Here is a 23908-nt window from a genome sequence, read left to right as displayed (position 1 = left end):
ACATCGGAAGCGCCGCCTTACTGGGCGGTCCAGCCGCCATCCATGGTGAGTGCGACCCCGCGCATGTTGCCGGCCGCGTCCGAGCACAGGAACACCGCCAGTTCACCCAGCTGTTCCGGCGTGACGAAGGATTTCGACGGCTGCTTCTCGCTCAGCAGTTCGCGTCCGGCTTCCTCCACCGACAGGTTGCGCGAGGCGGCCAGCGCATCGATCTGCTTCTGCACCAGCGGCGTCAGCACCCAGCCCGGGCAGATGGCGTTGCAGGTGATGTTGGTCTCCGCCAGTTCCAGCGCCGTCACCTTGGTCAGGCCGATCACGCCGTGCTTGGCGGCGACATAGGCCGATTTGTTGACCGACGCCACCAGGCCGTGCACCGAGGCGATGTTGATGACCCGGCCCCAGCCGCGCGCCTTCATGCCCGGCAACGCCGCGCGGGTGCCGTGGAAGACGGCCGACAGGTTGATGGCGATCACCGCGTCCCAACGCTCCACCGGGAAGGCGTCGACCGGCGCCACATGCTGGATGCCGGCATTGTTGACGAGCACGTCCAGCCGGCCATAGGCCGCCTCGGTGGCGGCGACCATCGCCTCGATCTCCTCGGGCTTCGACATGTCGGCGCCGTTATGGGCGACACGCACGCCGAACTCCGCCGACAGCGACTGGCACAGATCGGCGATGTAGGCGGCGTCGCCGAAACCGTTCAGCATCAGGTCGGCGCCCTGGCCTGCCAGCTGCCGTGCGATTCCGAGGCCGATCCCGCTGGTGGACCCAGTGACGAGCGCGGCCTTCCCCTTCAGATTGGTCATTGTTCTTTACCTTTTAGAGCGGCATGGGACGGAGATCCGGGGCGATGATCAGCTCGCACCCGGTATTGGCGATCACCTGCTCCACCGTGACGGCGGGGGCGGTTTCCTTCAAGACGAGGCCGACGTCGGTCGGCTCGATGACGGCGAGGTCGGTCACCACCAGGTCGACCCGGCGGACCGAGGTCAGCGGCAGGGCGCAACGCTCGACGATCTTCGGTTCGCCCTTGGCGCTGTGCTGCATGGCGACGATCACCCGGCGGGCGCCGGTGACGAGATCCATCGCCCCGCCCATGCCCGGCACCATCTTGCCCGGTACCATCCAGTTGGCGAGCCGCCCCTCGCGGTCCACCTGCAGGCCGCCCAGGACGGTGACGTCCAGATGGCCGCCGCGGATCAGCCCGAAGGAGAAGGCGCTATCGAAGGACGCCGCTCCCGGCAGGGCCGAGATGGGCGAGCCGCCGGCATCGGTCAGGTCGTGGTTCTCCGCCCCGGTGATCGGGCCGGACATGCCGAGGATGCCGTTCTCCGACTGGAAGAACACATGGCGTCCGACGGGGACGTAGCGGGCAACCAGGGTCGGCAGGCCGATGCCCAGGTTGACGAGGTCACCGTCCATCAACTCCAGCGCAACGCGCTTGGCGATCAGGGTCTTTTCATCCATGGCTCGATACTCCCGATCAGCGCGGCGTCGCGGTGACGATGTGGTCTACCAGGACCGACGGCGTCATCACCGCATCGGGCGGGATGCAGCCGACCGGCAGGATATCCTCGGCCTCGGCGATCACGGTGGCCCCGGCCATCGCCATCAGCGGGTTGAAGTTGCGGGCGGTCAGCGCGTAGGTCAGGTTGCCGTACAGGTCGGCCTGCTTGGCGGCGACCAGCGCGAAATCGGCCTTGATCGGCATTTCCAGCAGGTAGGTGACGCCGTCGATCTCGACCTTGCGCTTGCCTTCCTCCACCGAGGTGCCGACGCCGGTGGAGGTCAGGACGCCGCCCAGCCCGACGCCGCCGGCGCGGATGCGCTCGGCAAGCGTGCCCTGCGGCACCAGTTCCACCTCGATGGCGCCGGCGATCATCTGCTTCTGCGTCTCGGGATTCAGACCGATGTGGCTGGTGACGATGCGGCGCACCAGCTTCTCCACCACCAGCTTGCCCAGGCCGTTGTTGGGCCGGGCCGTGTCGTTGGCGATGATGGTCAGGTCGCGCTTGCCCTGGCGGATCAGCTCGTCCACCAGCCGGTTGGGGCCGCCGACGGCCATGAAGCCGCCGATCAGCAGGGAAGCGCCGTCGGGAATGAGCGCGACGGCCTCTTCCAGGGAAACGAGTTTGTTCTTCATGATCAGACGATCCCGGTCAGGTAATAGACGGCGATCACGAAGAAGACCGCCAGCGTCTTGATGCAGGTGATGACGAAGATGTCGCCGTAGGACTGCCGGTGCGTCAACCCGGTGACGGCCAGCAAAGTGATGACGGCGCCGTTGTGCGGCAAGGTATCCATGCCGCCGCTGGCCATGGAGGCGACCCGGTGCAGAACCTCCATCGGAATGCCGGCGGCGTTGGCGGCGGCGATGAACTGGTCGGACATGGCCGCCAGCGCGATGCTCATGCCGCCCGACGCCGAACCGGTGATGCCGGCCAGCACGGTGACGGTCACCGCCTCGTTCACCAGTGGGTTGGGGATGGCGGCCAGCGCGTCGCGAATGACCAGGAATCCCGGCAGCGCTGCGATCACCGCGCCGAAGCCATATTCCGAGGCGGTGTTCATGGCGGCCAGCAGCGACCCGCCGATGGCGGCCTTGGTTCCGTCGGCGAAACGCCGGGACACCGGCTTCCAGGCGAAGGCAAGCACCATCAGGATGCCGCAGAGCAGCGCCCCTTCCACCGCCCAGATGCCGGCGACGGAGGAGACCTGCGTCACCAGCGGCGTGGCGCCGGGAGTCAGCGCCACCTCATTGGTGGTGCCGTAGATGATGGGAATCGCCATGGTGAACAGCTTGTTCAGCACGCCGACGGCGACCAGCGGCGACAGGGCCAGGATCGGGTTCGGCAGCGCTTCCGAGGCGACCGGCTCCGGTTCGTTGATGTGGCCGCTGCCATAGCCCTCGCCCCGCGCGATGGCCGAGCGCACCCGCCATTCCAGATAGAGCAGACCCAGCGCCAGGATGAAGATCGAACCGATCACGCCCAGCCAGGGCGCGGCATAGGCAGTGGTCTTGAAGAAGGTGGTGGGGATGATGTTCTGGATTTGCGGCGTGCCCGGCAGCGCATCCATGGTGACGGTGAAGGCGCCGAGCGCGATCACGCCGGGGATCAGGCGCTTGGGGATGTCGCTCTGCCGGAACATCTCCGCCGCGAAGGGATAGACGGCGAAGACCACGACGAACAGCGACACGCCGCCATAGGTCAGCAGAAGGCAGACCAGAACGATGGAGGTCACCGCGCGCTCGCGCCCGATCAGTTTGATGACGGCCGAGACGATCGACTTGGAGAAGCCGGACAGTTCGATCACCTTGCCGAACACCGCGCCCAGCAGGAAGACCGGGAAGTACAGCTTCACGAAGCCGACCATCTTGTCCATGAACAGGCCGGTGAAGATCGGCGGCACGGCGGACGGGTCGGTCAGCAGCACAGCCCCCATCGCCGCGATGGGCGCGAAGAGGATGACACTGAAGCCCCGGTAGGCGACCAGCATCAGGAACGCGAGCGCTCCCACGCAGATCAGGAAACTCATTCGGACGATGCTCCCTCGGTCATTCCTGTCGGACTGTGACCGTCACGGGTGTGTTCTCGGGATTCATGGCTGAAGCAGAAGGGTACGGTAGCGGTGGGTTCCGGAGGGCGGGGTGAAACCGTAAAAGCAAGGGTCATGCCAGGATTGCATGGACCGATAGTGACGGCAGAAACCTTTGATAAGGCTGATTTTGTGCTTTGCACACAAAATCTCCCGGCCACCTAATAATCTCTTTTTCGAGATTTCTCAGAGGAGATTGTCTCATTTTAGAGATAAAGTCTCGAATAATAGACGGAGACGGCCAAGCGTAACGAACGCTTCTGAAGGTGATTGAGCCGACTGGTGGAATGCCGCTTGACCTTCCAATCGCTGGAAGGCCCAGCCTATGGCAATCTTGTGCATCGCCGCACCGCCAAGGGAGAAGATCCATGCTGACGTTGAAGGTATCCGGTATGTCCTGCGGCCACTGCGCCCAGACCGTGACCAAGGCGGTGGAAGCGCTGCCGTCGGTCGAACGCGCCCTGGTCGATCTGCAGGAAGGCCGAGTGACGGTCGAGGGCAACGCCGACGAATCCGCCATCCGGCAGGCCATCGAGGACGCCGGCTACGAGGTGCAGGGCCGCGCCTGAGGCGCCGTCCGCAAATGAGAATGGGCGCCGGACCATGTGGCCGGCGCCCATTCCCGATGGCGTTTCCCGGAAGGTTCTATTTGACGGTGTTTACTTGGTGAGGATCAGCTTGTTGGCGCGGGTCACGCGCAGGCGATAGCTCTGCCCGGCGTGCTGGATCACGATCTCGCGGCTGCCCGACATCAAACGGGCGGATTCGACCACCGGCAGGGACGCGGCGATGAAGGAGGCGGGAACGGAGACGGCGCTGTCGTGCATGGCGTGTCTTTCTTGCTGGACGGGCGTTGCGGTCGGCGATGTCCGGGCGTGAACCCTGAACCGGACACTACGCCCGCCCGAAGCCAATTGCAAGTCATTCTCATTCGCTCTTGGGCGTAGGCAATCAATCCTGAACCGCCTGATGCACCATCCAGCGCAGGCCGACCACCAGCAGCTTGTTGTACTCATTGATCAGAAGGTTCGCGGTGCCGGGCCACGCCCACCATTCGTCCAGATGGACGGTGGGGGCGACGACGGGATGGGGCACCAACTCCACGTCGGGCATTGCCATCGACAGTTCCAGCAGGCTGCGGCTCATGTGATAGTTGGCGGTCACCAGCCGCAGCGACCGGAATCCCTGGTCACGCATCCAGTCCGCCGTCTCATAGGCGTTGCCGATGGTGCTGTCCGCCGAATAGCCCAGCGTGATGCAGCATTCCAGTTCGGTCGGCGAACGGCGGGACAGCTTCAAAAGTTCCTGCACCTCCACCCCGTCATAGACGCCGGAGACGAACAGCTTCCTCGCCCGGCCGGCGGCCAGCAGTTCCAGCCCGGTGCCCAGCCGGTTGCTGCCGCCGGTCAGAACGACGATGGCATCGGTCGGCCGTTCGGCATCGGCGCCGGCGGGGGATGTGCGCGGCACGTTGGCGGCGTACCAGACCAAGCCGCCAAGCCAGAGGATGGCCGCCACCAGCAAGCCGGACAGCAGATAGGCCGCCGCCCGCGCCACCGCCCCGCCCCGCCGCCCGGCTCTCATCGCGCGCCCCATCTCACGGCATGGACTCCAGCGTGCGCAATACGGTCCAGCGTGCGGTCGCCAAGGCCAGCAGGGCCAGCATTCCCGGCACCAGGAGCAGCACCGCCCACTGCCAGGGCTGCAGCGACAGCTCGGCCAGCAGGCTGGCCCGCAGCCCCAGGGACGCCCGGTACAGCCCATACAGCGTGCCGCCGGCCAGCAGCAGACCGATGGCGCCGCCGCGCAGGCTCAAGGACACCACATGCCGCTCGAACTGGCGGGACACATAGCGGTCGGTGGCGCCCATCAGGTGCAGCAACTCCACCACCGGACGGTGGATGGCCAAGCCGGTGCGCACGGCGAAGACCACCGTCATCACCGCCGCCGCCCCGATCAGCACCACCACCCCAAGCGCCGCCAGCCGCACCGCCCCGGCGAAGGAGCGCAGGTCGGCCAGCCACACCGCATGGTCGTCCAGCGTCGCCCCCGGCGCCGCCGACGTCAGGCGAAGCCGCAGGGCCGCGACGTCGACCGGCCCGTCAGCGGCGACGTCGATCAGCCGCGGCATCGGCAGCAGCGGGTCCGACGCCCCCGACCCCAGCCAGGGCTCCAGCAGCCGGGCTATCTCGCCCCCGTCCAGCACGGTGGCCGACCGGATTCCGGGGAAGGCGCGCAGGACGGCCACCGCCGCCTCGACCCGCTCGTCCAGCGGCGCGACCGGAGCCCCGGACATCGGCGCCACCTGCACGGTCAGCCCGCCGGCAAGGCCGCTGTCCCAGCGTTGCGCCATGTCCGACACCAGCATGGCGCCGGCCAGCGCCAGCGCCGCCAGGAAAGCCATCAACGCGGTGATCCAGCCAAGGAAGCGCGAGGAGGGATCGACCGCCAGCGGCAGATCGGAACGGGGACGGACCGGACGAAGCGCCATGCCTCTACTCCCGCCGCGACTCTTGCGGGCGCGTGTCGCCGGCGCGGCCCTCGGACGCACGGCCGTCATGAACACGGCTTCCGCGCGCGGGCAGCACCATCAACCGGCCATTGTCGAGATGCAGCCGCGGGTGGTCGAAACGGCGGATCAGCGCCTCGTTGTGGGTGGCGATCACCACGGTGGTCCCCAGCTTGTACAGTTCCTCGAACAGATAGAGCAGGCGCATGCCGATCCCGTCGTCGACGTTGCCGGTCGGCTCGTCCGCCAGCAGAAGCCGCGGCCGGTTGATGACCGAGCGCGCGATGGCAACCCGCTGCTTCTGCCCGCCCGACAGGGTGGACGGCTTGGCGTGCAGGTGGTTGCCCAGCCCCACCCAGCGCAAGATTTCGGTGCAGTGGGCGACCACGTCGGCCTCCGGCGTGCCGGCCATGCGCAGCGGCAGCGCCACATTGTCCAGCGCCGACAGATGGTCGAGCAGCGCGAAGTCCTGGAACACGACGCCGATCTGGCGGCGCAGCTCCGGCAGTTCGCGGCGGGTCACCACAGCCATGTCGCGGCCGAACAGGGTGACCAGCCCGCGCGAGGGCCGGTGGGCGAGATACATCAGCTTGAGCAGCGACGATTTGCCCGCGCCGCTGGCGCCGGTCAGGAAATGGAAGGATCCCGGCAGCAGGGTGAAGCTGATGTCGCGCAGCACCTCCGCCTCCGTGCCGTACCGCAAACCGACATTTTCAAAACGAATCACGGTCCCACCACAGCCACGACTCCCCTCCACGCCCGGGACAATGCACCCGGAGCGGGATGGAGTCCACCCCGCCCCGCTCCGCGGCCCCATCGCCGCAACGACGCGGAATACTTGAGAAGTCGGTGAAGACCTGACAAGTTGCCGGCCATGATCTGGATCCGGTCCCTTGCCTTCAACATCGCGTTCCATCTCTGGACCGCGCTGATGTGCTTCGCCCTGCTGTGGATGCTGCTGCTGCCGCGTCCGCAGATGGTCGCGGTCGTGAAATGGTATCTGAGCACCGTCGGCTGGCTGGAGCGCACGCTCGTCGGCATCCGATACGAGGTGCGCGGGCGCGAGAACCTGCCCGACGGCCCCTTCCTGCTGGCGGCCAAGCACCAGTCGGCCTGGGAGACGATGAAGCTCCACCTTCTGCTGAAGGATCCGGCGATCATCCTGAAGCGGGAGCTGATGTGGATCCCGATCTGGGGCTGGTACGCCGCCAAGGCGAAGATGATCCCGGTCGACCGCGGCGCCGGCGGGGCGGCGATCAAGTCGCTGATCCGCAACTCCCGCCCTGTGCGCGACGAAGGCCGGCCCATCGTGATCTTCCCGCAGGGAACCCGCGTCGCCCCCGGCACCTACCGCCCCTACCGGATCGGCGTGGGCGTGCTCTATGACAGCCTGAAGATCCCCATCGTGCCGATGGCGCTGAACGCCGGCCTCTATTGGCCGCGCCACAGCTTCCTGAAGCGCCCCGGCACCGTGGTGGTGGAGTTCCTGCCGCCGATCCTCCCCGGCCGGCCGCGCGCCGAGGCGATGCGCGAGTTGGAGGAGCAGCTGGAGGCCGCCAGCGACCGCCTCGTCACCGAAGCCGGCGGGCCGCCGACCATCCGTCCGCCGCAGGCCGAGCCGGAACGGGGCAAGAAGGCCGCGACCGCCCTATCCTGAAGGATCGGCCCCGGCCTGCCGGCCGCGACGGTTAATTCCTTGAGCCCCGCCGCTTATCTGCCTACCTTTGCGCCACGAATCGCCGGGAGGGCCGGTCGAACCCGCCCCGGATGACGCGCGAGAGGACGGATGACGCAGACCGCGAAGCCCCGGTGTTCCACCCGGCCGCTGGACCTCTGGAAAACGCGATGGCGCGCCGCCGCCGTCGCCATTCTGATGACGGCGCAGCCGCTGGCGGCTCCCGTCGGCGCCATTCTGTCCGTCCCGGCGGCCCCCGCTCCGCTCGCCATCGCCGCCACCGCGGCGGTTTCCGTGGCACTCGCTCCGGACGAGGCCCAGGCCCGCGCCGGTTCACGCGGCCGCTCGTCCGGCGGTTATTCCCGGCCCTCGCGCACCCCGTCCGTCGGCAGCAGCAGCGGCTACTCCCGCCCGTCCGCGCCACGCACGCCTTCGGCCGGAAGCGGCGGCGGATGGTTCTCCGGCGGACGCTCCAGTTCCAGCGGCGGCTATGCCCGGCCGGGCAACAGCGCCCCCTCGGTCGCCGCCCCGCCGGCCTCCGCCGGTGACCGGACCTTCAGCCAGCAGGGTTCGGCCGACGCGCTGAACCGCTACCGCAGCCGCCAGGAAGCCGACCGCGCGCCGCCGGCCCAGCCGGGCGCGGCGCCGCCCGCCGCCTCCACCCAGGGCCGCACCGGCGGTTCCAGCAACTCCGGCGGATCGGGCTGGGGCTGGGGAACGGGCGGCTCGTCCTACCGCACCCCGTCCACCCGCCGCCCGGCGCAGGCCAACCCCTATGGCCGCTACGGCTGGAACCCGCCGCCCTACGCCTACAGCGCGCCGCGCCGCTTCGGCATCTGGGACGGCCTGTTCCTGTGGTTCCTGCTCGACACGCTGACCCGGCCCGGCCACGCCGCCTTCTTCCACAACAACGCCGACGACCCCGGCTACCGCGAGTGGCGGCAGGAAGCCGATAAGTTGGCCCGCGACAATGCGGAGTTGCGCGCCAAGCTGGACCAGCTCGACCAGTCGTTGGCCGCCCAGGCCGGCACCCCGCGCGAGGCGGGGCAACTGCCGCCCGACGTGCCGCCGGAACTCGCCCGCGCCGATTCCGCCAGCTCGGTGGACAGCAGCAGCGCCGCGCAGGCGTCCCAACCCCCGCAGGAGAGCGGCCGCGGCTTCTGGTGGTGGAGCATCGTGCTGCTCGGCGTGGCGGTGCTGTTCCTGCTGTGGCGGGCACGGCGCCGGATGGATGCCCCGGCACAGAAACCAGGCCCAGTCTCCAAGGGAGGATCGGACGTGCCCCTGTTCGGAACGCTCGGCAACTACGTGAACCAGAAGCTCGGCTGCAAGGCCTACAGCCCGTCGCTGTTCCGGCTGGGCATGGCGGTCACCATCGACCCCACCCCCTTCCTGCTGGCGGAGAGCGCCACCAAGGTGAAGGCGCCGGACACCGGCAGCGACCGGCTGGTGTCGATCGAGGCGGTCGGCACCGTCAGCTCCGGCCCGGCCACCGTCTACCGGCTGCATCTGCCGGGCGGACCCGGAAAGACCGGGGGGTTCTTCCAGATCCATCTCGGTCCCGACGGGCAGCCGGACGAATGCCGCTATTTCACCCCCATCGACAGCGTGACGCCGTCCGACGAGGGCGAGTGGGGGTTCTGGCTGGACGATGCCGAGGGGATGATCGGCTGGCCGGAGTTCCAGACCAAGGACGGCAAGCTCTATCCCCGCGTCTGGCAGCCGGGCGCCAGCCGCATCCAGCCCTTCACCCTCAGCGAGGCGCGCCAGACCGTGCGCGGGACCGAGACGGTGGTCAGCCATTCCATGCTGTACGGCGCCCCCACCGGCGCCGCGGCCCCCGCCCCCACCACGGAGTACATCCTGGTGGAGGCGGTGGAGCGGTCGGGCCGCGCCTCGGTCGAGATCGCCGCCGGCATCGACGTGAATCCCGCCTCCCTCTCCCTGTCCTAACCCATACGACAAGAGTGCCGGCCCCATGGAAAGCACCTTCGGTTCCATCCTGACCGCGCTCGGCACCGGCCTTCCGGTGCTGCTGGTCCAGCTCGCCGTCACGCTGGCGCTGCTGGCGGTCGGCGTCGCCGTCTACACCCGCATCACCCCCTTCAACGAACGCCGGCTGGTGGCGGAAGGGAACGCCGCCGGCGGCCTGACGCTGGCCGGCTCCATCGTGGCGATCGCCATCCCGCTGGCGGCGACGCTGGCGACCAGCACCTTCCTGCTGGACATCCTGTTGTGGGGCGTGGTGGCGGTGATCCTGCAGCTGGTCGCCTTCGCGGTGGCCACCCTGCTGATCCGCGACCTGCGCGGCCAGATCGAATCCGGCAACGTCGCGTCGGCGGCGGCCCTGGTCGGGGTGCAGCTGGGGGTGGCGCTGATCAACGCCGCCGCCATGGCCGGATAGGCACGCCCCCGAGCGGTAAGGATAGGGGTCTGGTCGCCGGATCATTCCCTCCCCATCTGTGCAGGCGAGACGCCTCGCGGGGCGCCTCCAACAACCCTCATCGACAGGATTCGAGCCATGCTTGCCTTCATCCGCAACCTTATGGGTGTCAAGACCGACCAGGCCGTCCAGGGCGCCATGGAGGCGCTGGTACGCTGGGATCCGAAATCCGCGACCGAGGCGGAGCTGCGCACCATGGAACAGCATCTCGACGGCCTGGGCCGGCAGGTGGCGGAAGCCCGCGCCATCTACGACCGCGAGCAGCGCGAGGCCGACGAGATCAAGGCCCTGTCGGCCCAGCGCATGGCCGCCGCCGAGCATCTGCAGCGCCAGATCGACGCCGAGACCGACCCTGCCCGCAAGGCCGGCCTGGAAAAGAGCCTGGAAACCATCGTCGGGATGCTGGAGGAGATGGCGCCGGAGATCGAGCGCGAGGTCCGCGACGCGGTGGAAGCCCAGGAATTCCTGGAGATGCTGGAAAAGAACTATGCCGAGGCCGGCGCCAAGCTGAAGGCCGCCCGCGCCGACCTGACCCGCGCCCAGCGCGACATGGGCCGCGCCGACCAGCAGCGCGCCATGGCCGAGCGCCAGGCCGAAGCCGCCCGCCAGGCCGCCGGCCTGGCCGGCGCCACCAGCGGCCTGACGGTCGCGCTGAAGGCGATGCAGGACACCGCCGCCAAGGATCTGGCCGCCGCAGAAGCCGCGAGCGCCAAGGCCAAGCTGCTGCGCCCGTCGGTCCCGGAAAAGGAAGACCCCAACATCGCCGCCGCCCTGGCCGCCGCGTCGGGCAAGGCCACCGCCACCAGCCTGTCCGACCGACTGGCGGCGCTGAAGGCCAAGCATGGGTGATGATTGAAGGGGATCGGCGGAGGGGGCTCCGCCGATCCTTACCTCCTGGGGGATGGAACAGCGTGGAACGGTTTCCGGCTGCTGTTCCATTCCGTCCGCCGGCCCATCCGCAAGGCCCGCCTCACAGACGGCCGAAGGCGGCCTGACCGCCCCGCCGTTCCAGCGCCGAGCCGAGGTTGGGATAGGGATCGTCGGGATTGAAGGTCCAGGGATAGACGCCCTTCGGCCCCTCCGATTCCGGGCGGGCCAGGATCGCGGCGACGGCGCGCGGATCGGGCGGCCTGCGCTCACGCAGGGCGCCGGGGATGTCGTCGTCGTCCAGTTCGGAGGCGGTGACGGCGGAGGCATCTTCAAACGGAGGCGGCTGGGGGGTGTCGGCCGGTTGCCGGGTTCCCGATTGGTTGGCCGGCTGCCGGACGGGTTGGGCGCCGAGCCCGTCGAGGAGGCCGAGCCGATCGGCCAGCCAGCGCACGGTCGACGGATCGCCGGAGGAAACCAGCCGTTCGATCTGCTCGACAACCAGGATGCGCAGCGAGGAGAGGCGCAAGTCGGCTTCCCGCTTCAGGGCCTGCCGTTCCCACCAGACCCTGTGACGGAAATCCTTGGATCCGTAATAGGCCCGCCACAGGGTGGTGCGGCTGCATCCCATGGCGCGGGCGACATAGAGGAAGCTGCTGCCGCGCGCCAGCATCCCGGCGGCCATGATCCATTGTTCCTCATGGAACTGCGATCCGGGAACCAGCGAGCCGTCGGCGGGCACCGGCGGCTCCTCCGCCCAGCAGGGGAAATCGTCGTCGGCAAGGGTACGGCTGTCGAGAGGCATGGCTTTGCTCCGCAGGATGGTGGGACAGGTGCGGAGAGATTATAGGATAATTATCCCAGATGGCGCGTTTTCGTAAAATCCGCTGCGAACGATGCGCCGATGCCGTTCCCCTGCCCCCGATCATGGGGTGTCGGTGATCAGTGTTCCCCCCACAAGCGCAGTAGGGTGGCAAGCTGCACCTGCCCACCATTCGACAGACTGTCAGAAAAGCAGGTTCTCCAGGCCGACCTTGTCAGCAGGAGATTTTTCTATCATCTGTGTGTATCTTTCAGTTACTGAAATTTCATTTTCATTAATGAGCTTATAGATGTTTTATACCCTGAACCACTTAAAATCTGTGTTTGCAAATGAGTTCTTCGTTGAACCGGCAGACCAAAACTATCAGTTGGCTCGGTGGGCGAAAATCCATGGATTTCACCGGGAATTTTACTGGCAGGCAGTTCAAGCAATTGAGAAATACTGCAAGGCAGTTCTCGCTCTTAATGGGGAGAGTGTCATTAAAGATAGCCACAAGATCGAGAAGCTTTTCGACCGATGCTGCATGCGGCTTGACGATCTGGTAGTGCAGCGCCTTGAACGTCCGGCGGAGTTCCCGCAAGAACTCTGGAACGATGAAGATCCGGGGCGGTTCCTCCGATTTCTCTATCAGCAAGGAAACCCGAACAGCCGATATGGAATGACATCATGGTTTAACCGTCCAAGCGATCTTGTGAAACTTGATTGCCTTGTCTTTAGTCTTCGGCGCTGCGCAATCGGCATTGACTGGGTTGTGGGTACGGACTTCAACGTCAATCCAGAGATCCTCGAATTCACCGGGAAATCTTTTGCAGAAGTTCTGCGTGCGAAGCCCACATATCAGGTCCGAGAGGGCTTCAAAACTGTTTCGTCTCCCGCGATCTTGTCCGGAGAGAACATTGAAGATTCTTTGACCATGTGGAATTTTCAAATAGCATCCATGCCATCTAACCTTGATCAACCACTACCGCCGTCCATGTCCTCAATCATTGGTCCCGCTCGGAACTCCTTGTTGCACATCTTCTGTAATGCGATAAACAAACACGAGGGCAAGGATATTGATAAAATTCTTCGAGAAGGGGCATTATGGTTGTTGAATACAGTTAAACTTGACACTCAATTTATAGAATTACTTAAAAAGTATGAAAGTTATTAAATAAATACAAGAGGTGAGAGCGGCGGCGCTACCGGAACAGTGAGAGGTGCAAGCAGCCGGCCATCCACCTCGCCATAGGCCCCAACCCTTACGCCTCGGGGGAGGCCACCTTCGCCGCCTTCGCCTTGCGCGCCGCCACCTCGAAGGCCACGTCCTCGATCATCCCGGCGGTGAGCGAGGACAGGGCCGACTTGAGGCTCGGCCAGTGGTTCATCCGGGCGGTGTCGGCGACGGCGGCGTTCCTGGCCTTCAGCACGAGGCGGCGGCCGCCCTGGGGGGCTTCCTCCACCCGTTCCGGCTCCAGTTCGGCCAGCAGCGGGGCGGGAACCTTGCCCTTCAGGGCGTGCAGGACGGCTGCCCACAGCGCCGTCACGTCGTCGGCATCGGGCAGCGGGCCGAGGTCGGCGAGGCCGGCCTCCACCGGGTCGGCGGGAGCCACGGTGTCGACCTTGCCGATGCGCCGGGCGCGGCGGCCGGCGCTGTGGCGTTCGCGCTCCAGATAGGTTTCGGCCGCCTCTTCCTCGTCCTTGGCGTGGAAATCGAGGGTCACCGCCTCGATCTTGCGGCCTTTCCGCTTCATCTTGTCTTCCGGCATGCTGACGCGGAAGGGGGCGAGCTGGTTCACCTCGGCGATGGCGCGGTCGATGGTGCGGGTGCGCAGGATGCCGAAGTCCTTGTAGGCGCCCTCCGGGACGTTCATCAGCTTGCGCAGCGTGTCGATGTCCAGTTCCAGCGACGGATAATCCATCTGGTAGCGCTGCATGCCGATCTCGTAGAGCTTCAGCGCGTAGGTGCTGGTGACCTTGACCATCGCCGGCCCGGAAAGCTTGGCCCAGAGCTGGGACGAGCGCTGGATTTCCAGGAAGGCGTCGGTGAACTGGAAATGGATGTCGGCGGCGTCGCTGTCCTCCTCCTCCTCCGGCCGGACATAGCTGGAGAGGATGCGCAGTTCGGCACGCGACCGGCGGCCACGGAAGGGGCCGATGACCACCAGGCTGGAATCGAAGATTTCCTTCAGCGCGTCGAAGATCCGCTCGTTGCCCTTGTGGTTGCCGCGCACCACGCGCTTGGGCAGCCGGTAGAGCTTGTTGGCGAAATTCTGGCTGCCGGCGAGATGGATCATGAAGTTCAGCATCTTCTGCGCCGGCAGCGACAGGCGCGTGCCGTTGGCGGGATAGCTGTAGACCGCCTCCGCCGCCTTGATCAGGTGCTTGTAGCCGTCGCGCTCGAAGGTGGCGCTGGCGACGCGGGCGGTCAGTCCGGCGACCGGGGCGGCGGATTCGGCGCCAACCACGGGCACGGCGGCTGCCCCGCCGTCGCCGTCGATCACGGCCCCGCCGGCCAGATCCTGCGGCCCCAACACGACGAGGCCGGGGGCGGCCTTTGCCGAACCGGCCGTGACGGGCGCAGCCGCGTCCGACGGGACGGACTCCTCCGCCACCGCACCACGCGCTTTCCTGCGCCCCGTCCCCGCCATCGCCGTCCTCCGCCGAAATCGAAGGAGGCTAATTCAATCCTTACCCGAAAAACAAGTAAGGAAAGGGTGACGCCGCAGAATCCTGTTCATCCTTACATCCTGGGGGCAGAACCCTTACGCCCCGGGGGGTATGCGAATCGCCCCCACCCGGTAAGGCTGTTTCCCCCACCCTGTAAGGAAGATTCGATGCGACTCGCGGACTCTCCTGGGTTTTTGGGCCGACGAATCCTCTTAAAAGGGAAAGGGAGTCACGGGCGCCTGCTAAGTGCCGGATCTGCAAAGGCTTCCCCGAGTGCGAATCTCACCCCAACTCCCCTCCGAGAGCCTTGCATGCCCCGAATCGGCCCGACTCGATTCCGGAAAGCCGCATCATGGTGCGTAGTCTATCCTTACTCCCTGGGGGCGTTCGGCCATTTTTGCTGTTCGAGGGGCCATGGGCAAGCGCCATCCTTACGGCTTGGGGGCATCCATGGCCGGATTCTGGCCCCCGAGAGGTAAGGATGGTCAGATTCTGGAGACCTGTCGGGTCTTTTTCAGAGCATGTAAGGGATCCAAGGACTTAAGAGCCCCCAGGACGTAAGGAAGCCCGCCCCCAAGCCGTAAGGATCGGGATGCGGGCCGGACGGTTCAGGGAAGCCGGGATCCAGCCCCCAAGGAGTAAGGATAGCGAACGGAAGGAAAGCTAATATATTGATTTATAATGTTTTTCTTTCAGTGCGCAGCCAGCAGGAACAGCCCCTGCCCCAGATAGACGCCGGCGGTTCCCATCACCAGATAGCGGCTCCACAGGCGAAACTGCGCGTCGCTCATGCGGTCCAGCACGCGGCGGGAGAGATTCGTGCCCAGCAGCGCCATGGCGACCGACATCAGAATCGCCGCCGATTCCACCGTGCCGTCGGCGGCTCCGGCGACAAGCGGAGCGAAGTAAGCGATCTTCACCAGATGGCCAACCGACTGAATCGCGGCCTTGGTGGCGACCACGCTCTGCCGGCTCATCGCGCCGCGAATGAAGAAGACGTCCAGCAGCGGACCGGAAATGCCGGCGACCAACTGCACCCCCATGCACAGAAAGCCGCCCAGGAGGCCATGCAGCGGCTTCCGGGCGTCCAGGGCCCAGCGTGCGGGCACCGCCAGCGCAAGGAAGGGCGTCAGCCCCAGAATCAGCAGCGACACCGCCCGGTCGGGAATCGCGCCGACCAGGGCGAACAGCAACCCGGCCCCGGATCCGCCCAGCGCGAATCGCAGGATGACCGGCCAGACGACATGGCGCCGCCACAACCATGCCCGCCAGCCGTTGGAGGCGAACTGCGTCACGCCATGCAGCAGCATCGCCGAGGGGACCGGCAGCAGGATCAGCAGCAGGCCCATCAGCATCATGCCGCCGGCCATGCCGAACAGGCCCGACAGAAACGAGGTCACGAGAACGGTAAGGCCAAGCCCCACCATCAGCGAAAGCGTCAGCATGAATCGGTCCAAATATCGGAGATCAGGCTGAAAATCTCGCACGCGCGCGGTTGCGCCGCAAACGGCATTGCCCGATGCTCAGCCCCAGGAAAAGTTGGGGTCAAGTAAGGATGGAGCGATGCGCCGCCTTCCCTCGTTGAACGGCCTGCGCGCCTTCGAGGCGGCGGCCCGCCATGGCAGCTTCACCGCCGCCGCGGCGGAACTGCATGTCTCCCAGGCCGCGGTCAGCCGGATGGTGAAGCTGCTGGAGGAGCGGCTGGGCTTTGCCCTGTTCGACCGGCGGGCCAACATGCTGGTGCCGACCGAGCGCGGCCGGGCGCTTCAGCCGGCGCTGACGGAGGCGTTCGACGGCATCGCCCGGCGGGTGGAGCAGGTGTCGGCGATGCGGGCCGGGCCGGTGCTGACGGTGGGAATGGGGGCCACGGTGGCGGTGCGCTGGCTGATTCCGCGCCTGTCCGGCTTCCACATCGGTCACCCGGAGATCGAGGTGCGGATTGCCACCGGCGGGGCCGGCGCGCCGATGAACGACGACTGGACCTGCGCCGTCCTGTTGGGCGACGGCCAATGGCCCGGCTACGAGGCGGAGCGGCTGTTCTCCTCCACCCTGCAGCCGGTCTGCGCGCCGCGTCTGGCGGCGGAACTGCGCAAGCCCGCCGATCTGGCCACCGCAACCCTGCTGCACGTCTCCCATTGGCCGGAGGACTGGCCGCGCTGGCTCGCCGCCGCCGGGGTGGCGGAGTTGACGTCCAAGGGGCCGTCGTCCAAGGGGCTGTCCTTCGGCAGCTATGCCATGACGCTGCAGGCGGCCATCGACGGCGTCGGGATGGCGCTGGCGCCGCGGCTCTACATCCTGGACGACATCGCCGCCGGGCGCCTTGCCACGCCCTTCGGGCCGGCGGTGCCGATGGTCCATTCCTGGTATCTGGTCCATCGCGCGTCCCGGCGCGAGGATGCGGGGCTCGCGCCCTTCCGCGACTGGCTCTATGGGCTGTGCGCCGAGATGGAGTAGGCCCCTTCGTCCTTTCGGCGCATGGCCGGGCGGCACAATTCACCGATGCGCCGCCTGCGGGTGCCGACATAGGGTGGCCGCTGTTTCCCCTGTCCATTCCCCGCAGCCAGACCCTACAGGACCGCGCGATGCCGCCCACCGCTGCTCCCCCCGGCGCCTCCCCCCTGGATGCCGCCCATCCGGCGCTGTCCCGCTCGCTCGTCATGCTGATGGCGCTGGCCTGCGGGGTGGTGGTCGCCAACATCTATTATGCCCAGCCGCTGGTCGGGCTGATCGGCCCCGCGGTCGGGCTGTCGCCGGAAACCGCCAGCCTGGTCGTCACCCTGACCCAGGTCGGCTATGGCGCCGGGCTGGTCCTGCTGGTCCCGCTCGGCGACCTGCTGGAGAACCGCCGGCTGGTGGTCGTCACGCTGTGCAGCACGGTGGCGGCGCTGCTGGTGGCGGCCGTCGCCCCCAGCGCCTCGCTGTTCCTGGCGGCGGCCTTCCTGATCGGCGTCACCTCCGTCGCCGTGCAGATGCTGGTGCCGCTCGCCGCCCACATGGCGCCGGAGGCCTCGCGCGGGCAGGTGGTGGGCAATGTGATGAGCGGCCTGCTGCTCGGCATCCTGCTGGCCCGCCCGGTGTCGAGCCTGATCGCCGACAGCCTCGGCTGGCGTGCCGTGTTCGGCCTGTCGGCGGTGGTGATGGTGGGCTTCGCCGTGCTGCTGTGGCGCGTGCTGCCGCAGCGGCGGCCGAACAGCCGGTCCGGCTACGGCACGCTGATCGGCTCGCTCGGGCGGCTGCTGGCGCGGACGCCGGTGCTGCAGCGGCGGACCGTCTACCAGACCATGATGTTCGCGTCCTTCAGCCTCTACTGGACCTCCGTGCCGCTTCTGCTGGCCGGGGCGCCCTTCCATCTCAGCCAGCGGGGGATCGCGCTGTTCGCTTTGTCCGGTGCGGCGGGAGCCCTGGTCGCCCCCATCGCCGGGCGGATCGCCGACCGCGGCTGGACCCGGCCGGCGACAGGCTTCGCGCTGGCGATGGCGGCGTTGTCCTTCTTCGTCGCGCGGGCGGGAGAGGGCTCCATCGCGCTGCTGGTGCTGGCCGGGCTGCTGCTGGACATGGGCGTCCAGATGAACATGGTGCTGGGGCAGCGCGCGATCTATTCGCTGGGGGCGGAGACTCGCAGCCGGATGAACGCCATCTATATGGCGATCTTCTTCCTGGGCGGCGCGGCGGGCTCGGCGCTGGCCGGCTACGCCTTCGCCGTCGGCGGGTGGGAGCCGGTGACCTGGATCGGCTTCGCCTTTCCCGCGTTGGGCCTGCTGTTCTACCTGACCGAATTCCGCGGGCGGCACACCGCCTGACCTGAGCTTGAAGGAGACGATGCAATGGATCGACGCCCGCCCGATCGACGCTCTTTGGGCCGCAGCGGCCTGACGGTGTCCCCGCTCTGTTTCGGCGGCAACGTGTTCGGCTGGACCGCCGACGAGGCGACCTCCTTCCGGCTGCTCGACGCCTTCGTCGATGCCGGCTTCAACTTCGTCGACACCGCCGACGTCTATTCGGCCTGGGCGCCCGGCAACAGGGGCGGCAAGTCCGAGACCATCATCGGCAAGTGGATGAGGAGCCGCGGCAACCGCGACCGCATCGTGCTGGCGACCAAGGTCGGGTCGGAGATGGGGCCGGGGAAGAAGGGCCTGTCCCCGGCCTGGATCCGCAGCGCGGTGGAGGAGTCGCTGCGCCGTCTCCAGACCGACCGCATCGACCTCTACCAGTCCCATTGGGACGACCCGTCGACGCCCCTGGAGGACACGCTGGGCGCCTACAAGGACCTGATCGACCAGGGCAAGGTCCGCGCCATCGGCGCCTCCAACCTGACCGCCGCCCGCCTGCGCGAGGCGCTGGAGGTCAGCGCCCGCACCGGCCTGCCCCGCTACGAGACCCTGCAGCCGGAATACAACCTCTACAGCCGCGAGGGCTACGAGGCGGAGCTGGAGGGGATTTGCCGGGAGAACGGGCTGGGCGTCATCAGCTATTACTCTCTGGCCGGAGGATTCCTGACCGGCAAGTACCGCTCGGCCGGGGATGCCGGCAAGAGCGCGCGCGGCAGCGGCGCGGTGTCGAAATATCTCAATGACCGCGGCCGGGCGATCCTGGCGGCGCTGGACGAGGTGGCCGGCCGGCATGGGGCGACCCCGGCACAGGTGGCGCTCGCCTGGCTGATCGCGCGTCCCGGCCTGACGGCGCCCATCGTGAGCGCGTCGAAACCCGAACAGATTGGCGACCTGATCGCCGCGGCGGAGCTGCGCCTGGATGCCGAGGACATCGGACGGCTCGACCGCGCAAGCGCCTGGTAGTACGGACCAACGGCCGGCGCGGCGGCGGATCCGTCATCGCGCCGCGCTCCCTTCTCCTCCCCTCCACTCCCCATCGGAGTGGAACGGATGGAACGGTGTGAAACGGTTTTCCGGCGATGTTCCACCGTTCGACACGCCCGGTTCGACACGCGCGCGGGCGTCCGGCGGGCCGGAGGCGTGGTGTCGCAGCGGTGTGGCGGTCATGGATGCGGCAGGGGGATGCGGCTAGGCGCGGAGCGAAAAATCCCGTGGCGGGAAGGCCGTCAGCGGCGGACGACGCTGACCGGATGGGTCTTGGGAGCGGGCTTGGCAGCGGAGCGGCCGCTGCGGGCGGCGATGGCGGCACCCTGCAGGTTGCGCTGTCCGCGGCGCTGCGCCAGTTCCACATCGCGGCGGAAGTTGGGACCGAGCGCCTCGAAGGCGGCCTTCAGTTCGGGATCCTGCATCCAGAGTTCACGTCGTTCCATGGTTTCCTCTTGAATTGGCTGGCCCTCGGCGGAACGCCGAGCAAGCCTGCGGCATGCCGCCCGTGTCGAAGACGGTTCGGTGACGAGACATCCGATGTGTTTCACAGGATGGCTCCCGTTTTCCTTGCTTCAAGGCGGGGGCAACATGACGAAGTGACAGGTTGGGGCGGCTGGTCTTGACTTCAAGATCCCTCCGGCATCAGGCCGGGCGACTTTTCAAGAGCTTCAACGTCCTGCCTACCCCAAGGTTCCAGCCGGTTCTTTCCCCGTCCTCGCGTTCTAGAACCCGAGGACGGGGAAAGGAGAGGATCAGCCCAGCAGACCGATGTCGTCATAGGGGATGTGGTCGAAACCCATCCCATAGACCGGCGAGTTCGCCGACAGGGTGAAGTCGCCCGCGCCCGGATTGACGAAGCCCGGATTCAGCGTGACCGAGCCCTTGTCGTAGCCCGCGGCGTGCCACTCCGCCAGATGGCCCTTGCCGCCGCCGGCCAGCACCTGCGGCCAGACGTCGAACAGATCCTTGGACGGATCCAGGCTGCTGTAGAAGTTGTTGTGGATGTTGCCGACGCCGGCCGGGCCGTAGATATGGACGGCCATGCCCTCCCGGACGTCGATGACGTTGCCGAAGATTTCGTTGCCGCTCATCACCTTGCCCTTCCAGCCGCTCCAGGCCACGTCCTGCTGCAGGCCGATCTGGGCGCCGCTGTTGCCGGCGATCACGTTCTCGGTGACGGTGTTGTTCCAGCCGCCATGCAGGAACACGCCGCCGATGTTGTCGTGGACGACGTTGCCCTTCACCGTGGCGCCGCTGGTCCAGTCGTCGAGATAGATGCCCCAGCTCGCCACCTGGCCCGTGGGGTTGGTCGCGGTGGTGCCGCTCACGTCGTTGTTGACGATGGTGTGGCCGGTCAGATCCTGCTGGCGGTTGATCAGGTAGATGCCGCCGCCGTCGTTCGATTCAAGGTTGGCGTTGATCACCTTGTTGAAGGCGATGGTCGCGCGGTAGGTCGCGTCGCTGCCGTCCGTCTGGACCGAGCCGACGGCGATGGCCTTCTCCGGCGAGTTCTCGATCTGGTTATGGGTGATCTTGACGTCGGAGCTGCCGTTGACCCAGATGCCGGCGTCGCCGCGGTCGGCGGCGTTGGGATTCCTGATCAGGTTGTCGGACACCAGCGTGGCGTTGGAACCGGCCTTGACGAAGATCGCTTCGGCGCCGGTGCGGTCGAACTGGTTGCCGATCACCTTGCTGTTGGCGCTGTTCTGCACCGTGATGCCGTAGCCGCCGCCCACCAGGGTATTGTTGGCGAAGGTCAGGCCGGCGGCGTTGTCGGCGTAGACATAGTGGCCGTTGGCGACGCCGCCGGTGAAGGTCAGCCCCTCGATGGTCACGTCCCTGGCGCCGCCCAGGCCGAAGGACACCGACGCCTGCGCGCTGCCGTGGATCACCGCCTTCTCGTTGCCGTAGCCGGTGAAGGTGACGCCCGAATCCTGGCCGTTCAGCCAGACGACGTTCTGCAGGTAATAGTCGCCGCCGCGCACATAGGTGGTGTCGATGGTGGCATCGGCCCGCATGGCGGCCTGCGCCTTCGCCAGACTGGCGAAGGGACCGTCGGTGCCGGCGGCGTTGGGCGCGGCCAGCTTGCCCGACCAGCTGTCGTTGCCGTTCCTGGCGACGAAGAAACCGGGTTCCGTCGGCGTCGGCGTCGGCGTCGGCGTGGGGGTGGGCGTCGGTGTGGGAGTCGGCGTGGGAGTCGGGGTAGGCGTGGGCGTGGGAGTCGGCGTGGGGGCGGCGCCCGGGAAATCGGAGGCCGGGGCGTCCACCACCAGCGTGCCGTTCCACCACATCCCCTTCTGGCCGGCGATCACGTCCTTGCCGTCCAGCGCGCCCTTGTCATAGGTGACGGCGCTGCTGGTCGGGGCATAGCTGTTGCCGTTGATGGTGATGCTGTTGACGATCAGGCTGCGGTCCTGGCCGTTGATCACGGCATCGTTGTCGTACTGGATCTGCACCTTGTGGGCCACGCGGTCGGCGACGTCGGTGGTGAAGGTGAAATCCCGCGCGGCGGTGCCGGCGGTGGCTTCACCGATCACCTTGCCGTCGACCAGCACCTTGAAATGGGCGTTCACGCCGGCGGCCGGGATGCCGGACGCGTTCACCACGATGGTGTCCTTGGCCCCGATTCCCGCCTCGGGGGCCGGAGGGGGAGTGGGGGTGGGAGCCGGGGCGGGGGTGGAGATCGGGGCGGCGGGGAAAAAGCTCTTGTCGGCGTCGACCACCAGCGTGCCGTTCCACCACATCCCGCTCTGGCCCTTGACCACGTCGCGCCCGTCGAGCGCGCCCTTGTCATAGCTGACGATGCCGGCGGTCGGGGAGATCGTCTTGCCGCCGATGCTGATGCTGTTGACGATCAGGCTGCGGTCCTGGCCGTTGATCACCGCATCGTTGTCGTACTGGATCTGCACCTTGTGGGCGGCGTCGGCGGTCAGTACGGGGGTGAAGACGAAATCCTTCGCCGTCGTGCCCACGGTGCCCTCACCCACCTTCCGGCCATCGACCAGCAGGGTGAAATGGGCGTTCACGCCGGCGGCGGCGATGCCATGGGCATTCACGACGATCTTGGAAGTGGTGGTGGCCATCGGTTCGTTATCCTCGCCTGATGTGCCCGATGGCTCCTTGTGGACCGGTCGGGTTTTGATGTCGGTATTCGGGCCTGAACCCGGATGCCCGCGGAGGATGGCGAGGTTGTGGGGGATATTTGTGTGATGTTTGCCTTAAAGGTCGCGAAATCTGGGACAAATTGCGGGTAATCACGTCCGCGGTCAATTCTACTCATCGTATTGATTGCACTGCAGCATTTCCGCAACAGCAAAGAGTCCGAATATTGCGGCTTCCCCTATTCCAGCAGGAAGCCATTGAACGAAAGGTGCTTTTCCCGGATTGTTTGGAATAGCTACAACTGTTCGCCGCCGGAAGAGACGCGGCTACCGCAACGGCCCGGCCACCCCATATGTCCGAGGCCTGAGCGGAACAAGGATTGATCGAGAGATGCACGAGTACAGCGAGCGGCCGCGCCGCCTTGAACAGAACCCCAGCCCCCGGCCCCTGCCGCCGGGCTGTTTCCGGATGCAGCGGCTCATTCGCTTTTCACACTGCGATCCCGCCGGAATCGTCTATTTTCCGGTTTATTTCGACATGTTCAACGGGACGGTGGAGGACTGGTTCACCCAGGGCCTGGACATCGACTATGCGACGATGATCCTGCAGCGGCGGCTGGGGCTGCCGATCGTGCATGCCGAATGCGATTTCGTGATCCCCAGCCGGATGGGCGACACCCTGACTCTGGGGGTCCTGCTGGAGCGGCTCGGCCGCAGTTCGGTCAAGCTGCGCATCAACGGCGAGCATGAGGGGCAGGTCCGGCTGTCGGGCAGCCTGACGCTGGTCACCACCTCGCTGGACGATTTCGCCGCGGTGCCGATCCCCGCCGACATCCGGGCGGCGATGGAACGCTATCAGGCGGGCTGCGAGGGGTAAGGCGGAAAGCGGCCTTCCCGGCCTTCGGCCGGGCCGCACCCCTGATCCCGACCCTTCTCCCACAAGTAAGGTGTGAAGGGATTCGACTGCCCCTCCTGTGCCGCTCCTCCCGTGACGGACCTCCATGGACGACCTCGACCGCCGGCTGATCGACCTGTTGACGGTGAACGCGCGCACCAGCACGGCGGCGCTGGGCCGGGCGCTGGGGGTGTCGCGCTCCACCGTGCAGGACCGCATCGCCCGGCTGGAGCGGCAGGGGGTGATCGCCGGCTACACGGTGAAGCTGGGCGAGCCGGCGCCGCGCCGCGGCGTGTCGGCCCTGGTGATGATCAGCGTGAACGCCAAGCTGGCCGACCGCGCCGTCCACGCCCTGCGCAAGATGCCGGAGGTGATCCGGCTGCACAGCATCAGCGGCCAGTACGACCTGTGCGCCACCGTCGGCACCGAAACCCATGACGCGATGGACGCGGCGCTCGACGCCATCGGCCGCCTGCCGGGGGTGGAGCGGACGATGTCGTCGATCGTGCTGTCGACGAAGATGGAGCGGTAG

General features: G+C 67.0%; 24 protein-coding genes. 11 read left to right on the top strand and 13 right to left on the bottom strand.

The features are described from left to right. Positions 1-17: 17 nt before the first annotated feature. Genes DM194_RS23920 through DM194_RS23905 form a run of 4 tightly spaced genes read right to left on the bottom strand, consistent with a single transcriptional unit; the run spans position 18 to position 3537 of the window. On the bottom strand, positions 18-806 hold the full coding sequence (locus DM194_RS23920; RefSeq protein ID WP_111070052.1) for a 3-hydroxybutyrate dehydrogenase: 789 nt from the start codon (positions 804-806) through the stop codon (positions 18-20). Positions 807-819: 13 nt separating this feature from the next. After that, positions 820-1467 carry a 3-oxoacid CoA-transferase subunit B gene (locus DM194_RS23915; protein WP_111070051.1) on the bottom strand — a complete coding sequence of 216 codons (648 nt, stop codon included), beginning with the start codon at positions 1465-1467 and terminating at the stop codon, positions 820-822. Between the two features lie 16 nt (positions 1468-1483). Next, positions 1484-2143, bottom strand: a complete 660-nt coding sequence (locus DM194_RS23910) for a CoA transferase subunit A (protein WP_111070050.1) — start codon at positions 2141-2143, stop codon at positions 1484-1486. 2 nt (positions 2144-2145) lie between these two features. Then, a complete protein-coding gene (locus DM194_RS23905) occupies positions 2146-3537 on the bottom strand; it encodes a GntP family permease (protein WP_111070049.1) in 1392 nt (463 codons plus the stop codon). Positions 3538-3965: 428 nt separating this feature from the next. Here DM194_RS23905 and DM194_RS23900 point away from each other — a divergent pair, with 428 nt between their 5' ends. After that, positions 3966-4166, top strand: a complete 201-nt coding sequence (locus DM194_RS23900; protein ID WP_111070048.1) for a heavy-metal-associated domain-containing protein — start codon at positions 3966-3968, stop codon at positions 4164-4166. Between the two features lie 90 nt (positions 4167-4256). On the opposite strand, the gene hemP is transcribed toward DM194_RS23900, so the two are convergent. From hemP to ftsE, 4 genes are all read right to left on the bottom strand, one after another. Next, positions 4257-4424, bottom strand: a complete 168-nt coding sequence (gene hemP / locus DM194_RS23895) for a hemin uptake protein HemP (RefSeq protein ID WP_111070047.1) — start codon at positions 4422-4424, stop codon at positions 4257-4259. A 124-nt stretch (positions 4425-4548) separates the two neighbouring features. Next, positions 4549-5181, bottom strand: a complete 633-nt coding sequence (locus tag DM194_RS23890; protein ID WP_246024563.1) for a YdcF family protein — start codon at positions 5179-5181, stop codon at positions 4549-4551. Positions 5182-5194: 13 nt separating this feature from the next. Continuing rightward, positions 5195-6088, bottom strand: coding sequence for a cell division protein FtsX (locus tag DM194_RS23885; RefSeq protein ID WP_111070045.1), 894 nt, complete (start codon positions 6086-6088; stop codon positions 5195-5197). A 4-nt stretch (positions 6089-6092) separates the two neighbouring features. Further along, entirely contained in the window at positions 6093-6833 is a 741-nt protein-coding gene (ftsE, locus tag DM194_RS23880) for a cell division ATP-binding protein FtsE (protein WP_111070044.1), read from the bottom strand. Between the two features lie 147 nt (positions 6834-6980). Between ftsE and DM194_RS23875 the strand changes: the two genes are divergently transcribed. The 4 genes from DM194_RS23875 to DM194_RS23860 all read left to right on the top strand — a co-directional run bounded on the left by DM194_RS23875 (position 6981) and on the right by DM194_RS23860 (position 11073). Further along, complete coding sequence (locus DM194_RS23875; protein ID WP_111070292.1) at positions 6981-7763, top strand: lysophospholipid acyltransferase family protein; 783 nt, start codon at positions 6981-6983, stop codon at positions 7761-7763. Between the two features lie 129 nt (positions 7764-7892). Further along, positions 7893-9734: a DUF2491 family protein gene (locus DM194_RS23870; protein ID WP_111070043.1), complete on the top strand. Its 1842-nt coding sequence runs from the start codon at positions 7893-7895 to the stop codon at positions 9732-9734. 25 nt (positions 9735-9759) lie between these two features. Beyond that, positions 9760-10185, top strand: a complete 426-nt coding sequence (locus DM194_RS23865; RefSeq protein ID WP_111070042.1) for a DUF350 domain-containing protein — start codon at positions 9760-9762, stop codon at positions 10183-10185. 117 nt (positions 10186-10302) lie between these two features. Beyond that, the gene (locus DM194_RS23860; RefSeq protein WP_111070041.1) at positions 10303-11073 is read left to right on the top strand and encodes a hypothetical protein; all 771 of its coding nucleotides are present in this window, start codon (positions 10303-10305) and stop codon (positions 11071-11073) included. A gap of 121 nt (positions 11074-11194) precedes the next feature. Here the strand turns inward: DM194_RS23860 and DM194_RS23855 are convergent, their stop codons facing one another. Then, positions 11195-11896 carry a hypothetical protein gene (locus DM194_RS23855; protein ID WP_111070040.1) on the bottom strand — a complete coding sequence of 234 codons (702 nt, stop codon included), beginning with the start codon at positions 11894-11896 and terminating at the stop codon, positions 11195-11197. Between the two features lie 307 nt (positions 11897-12203). Between DM194_RS23855 and DM194_RS23850 the strand changes: the two genes are divergently transcribed. Continuing rightward, the gene (locus tag DM194_RS23850) at positions 12204-13067 is read left to right on the top strand and encodes a HEPN domain-containing protein (protein ID WP_111070039.1); all 864 of its coding nucleotides are present in this window, start codon (positions 12204-12206) and stop codon (positions 13065-13067) included. A gap of 88 nt (positions 13068-13155) precedes the next feature. Here DM194_RS23850 and DM194_RS23845 read toward each other — a convergent pair whose 3' ends face one another. Together DM194_RS23845 and DM194_RS23840 are read right to left on the bottom strand one after the other, a co-directional pair. After that, positions 13156-14544: a replication initiation protein gene (locus DM194_RS23845; RefSeq protein WP_111070038.1), complete on the bottom strand. Its 1389-nt coding sequence runs from the start codon at positions 14542-14544 to the stop codon at positions 13156-13158. 711 nt (positions 14545-15255) lie between these two features. Then, complete coding sequence (locus tag DM194_RS23840; protein WP_111070037.1) at positions 15256-16008, bottom strand: TSUP family transporter; 753 nt, start codon at positions 16006-16008, stop codon at positions 15256-15258. A 118-nt stretch (positions 16009-16126) separates the two neighbouring features. Between DM194_RS23840 and DM194_RS23835 the strand changes: the two genes are divergently transcribed. The 3 genes from DM194_RS23835 (at position 16127) to DM194_RS23825 (ending at position 19356) form a co-directional block, all read left to right on the top strand. After that, the gene (locus DM194_RS23835; protein ID WP_111070036.1) at positions 16127-17017 is read left to right on the top strand and encodes a LysR substrate-binding domain-containing protein; all 891 of its coding nucleotides are present in this window, start codon (positions 16127-16129) and stop codon (positions 17015-17017) included. A 128-nt stretch (positions 17018-17145) separates the two neighbouring features. Continuing rightward, positions 17146-18363 carry an MFS transporter gene (locus tag DM194_RS23830; RefSeq protein WP_111070035.1) on the top strand — a complete coding sequence of 406 codons (1218 nt, stop codon included), beginning with the start codon at positions 17146-17148 and terminating at the stop codon, positions 18361-18363. Positions 18364-18387: 24 nt separating this feature from the next. Beyond that, positions 18388-19356, top strand: coding sequence for an aldo/keto reductase (locus DM194_RS23825; protein ID WP_111070034.1), 969 nt, complete (start codon positions 18388-18390; stop codon positions 19354-19356). Positions 19357-19619: 263 nt separating this feature from the next. On the opposite strand, the gene DM194_RS23820 is transcribed toward DM194_RS23825, so the two are convergent. Then, positions 19620-19823, bottom strand: coding sequence for a hypothetical protein (locus DM194_RS23820; protein ID WP_246024562.1), 204 nt, complete (start codon positions 19821-19823; stop codon positions 19620-19622). Between the two features lie 309 nt (positions 19824-20132). Then, complete coding sequence (locus tag DM194_RS23815; protein ID WP_111070032.1) at positions 20133-22463, bottom strand: carbohydrate-binding domain-containing protein; 2331 nt, start codon at positions 22461-22463, stop codon at positions 20133-20135. 409 nt (positions 22464-22872) lie between these two features. On the opposite strand from DM194_RS23815, the gene DM194_RS23810 reads away from it, so the two are divergent. Both DM194_RS23810 and DM194_RS23805 read left to right on the top strand, forming a co-directional pair. Then, positions 22873-23358, top strand: a complete 486-nt coding sequence (locus DM194_RS23810) for an acyl-CoA thioesterase (RefSeq protein ID WP_425457321.1) — start codon at positions 22873-22875, stop codon at positions 23356-23358. Positions 23359-23482: 124 nt separating this feature from the next. Then, positions 23483-23908: an Lrp/AsnC family transcriptional regulator gene (locus DM194_RS23805; protein ID WP_111070031.1), complete on the top strand. Its 426-nt coding sequence runs from the start codon at positions 23483-23485 to the stop codon at positions 23906-23908.

The sequence above is a fragment of the Azospirillum ramasamyi genome, from assembly GCF_003233655.1.
GTDB classification, from domain to species: Bacteria; Pseudomonadota; Alphaproteobacteria; order Azospirillales; family Azospirillaceae; genus Azospirillum; species Azospirillum ramasamyi.
This window is presented reverse-complemented; position numbering and strand designations above follow the sequence as displayed.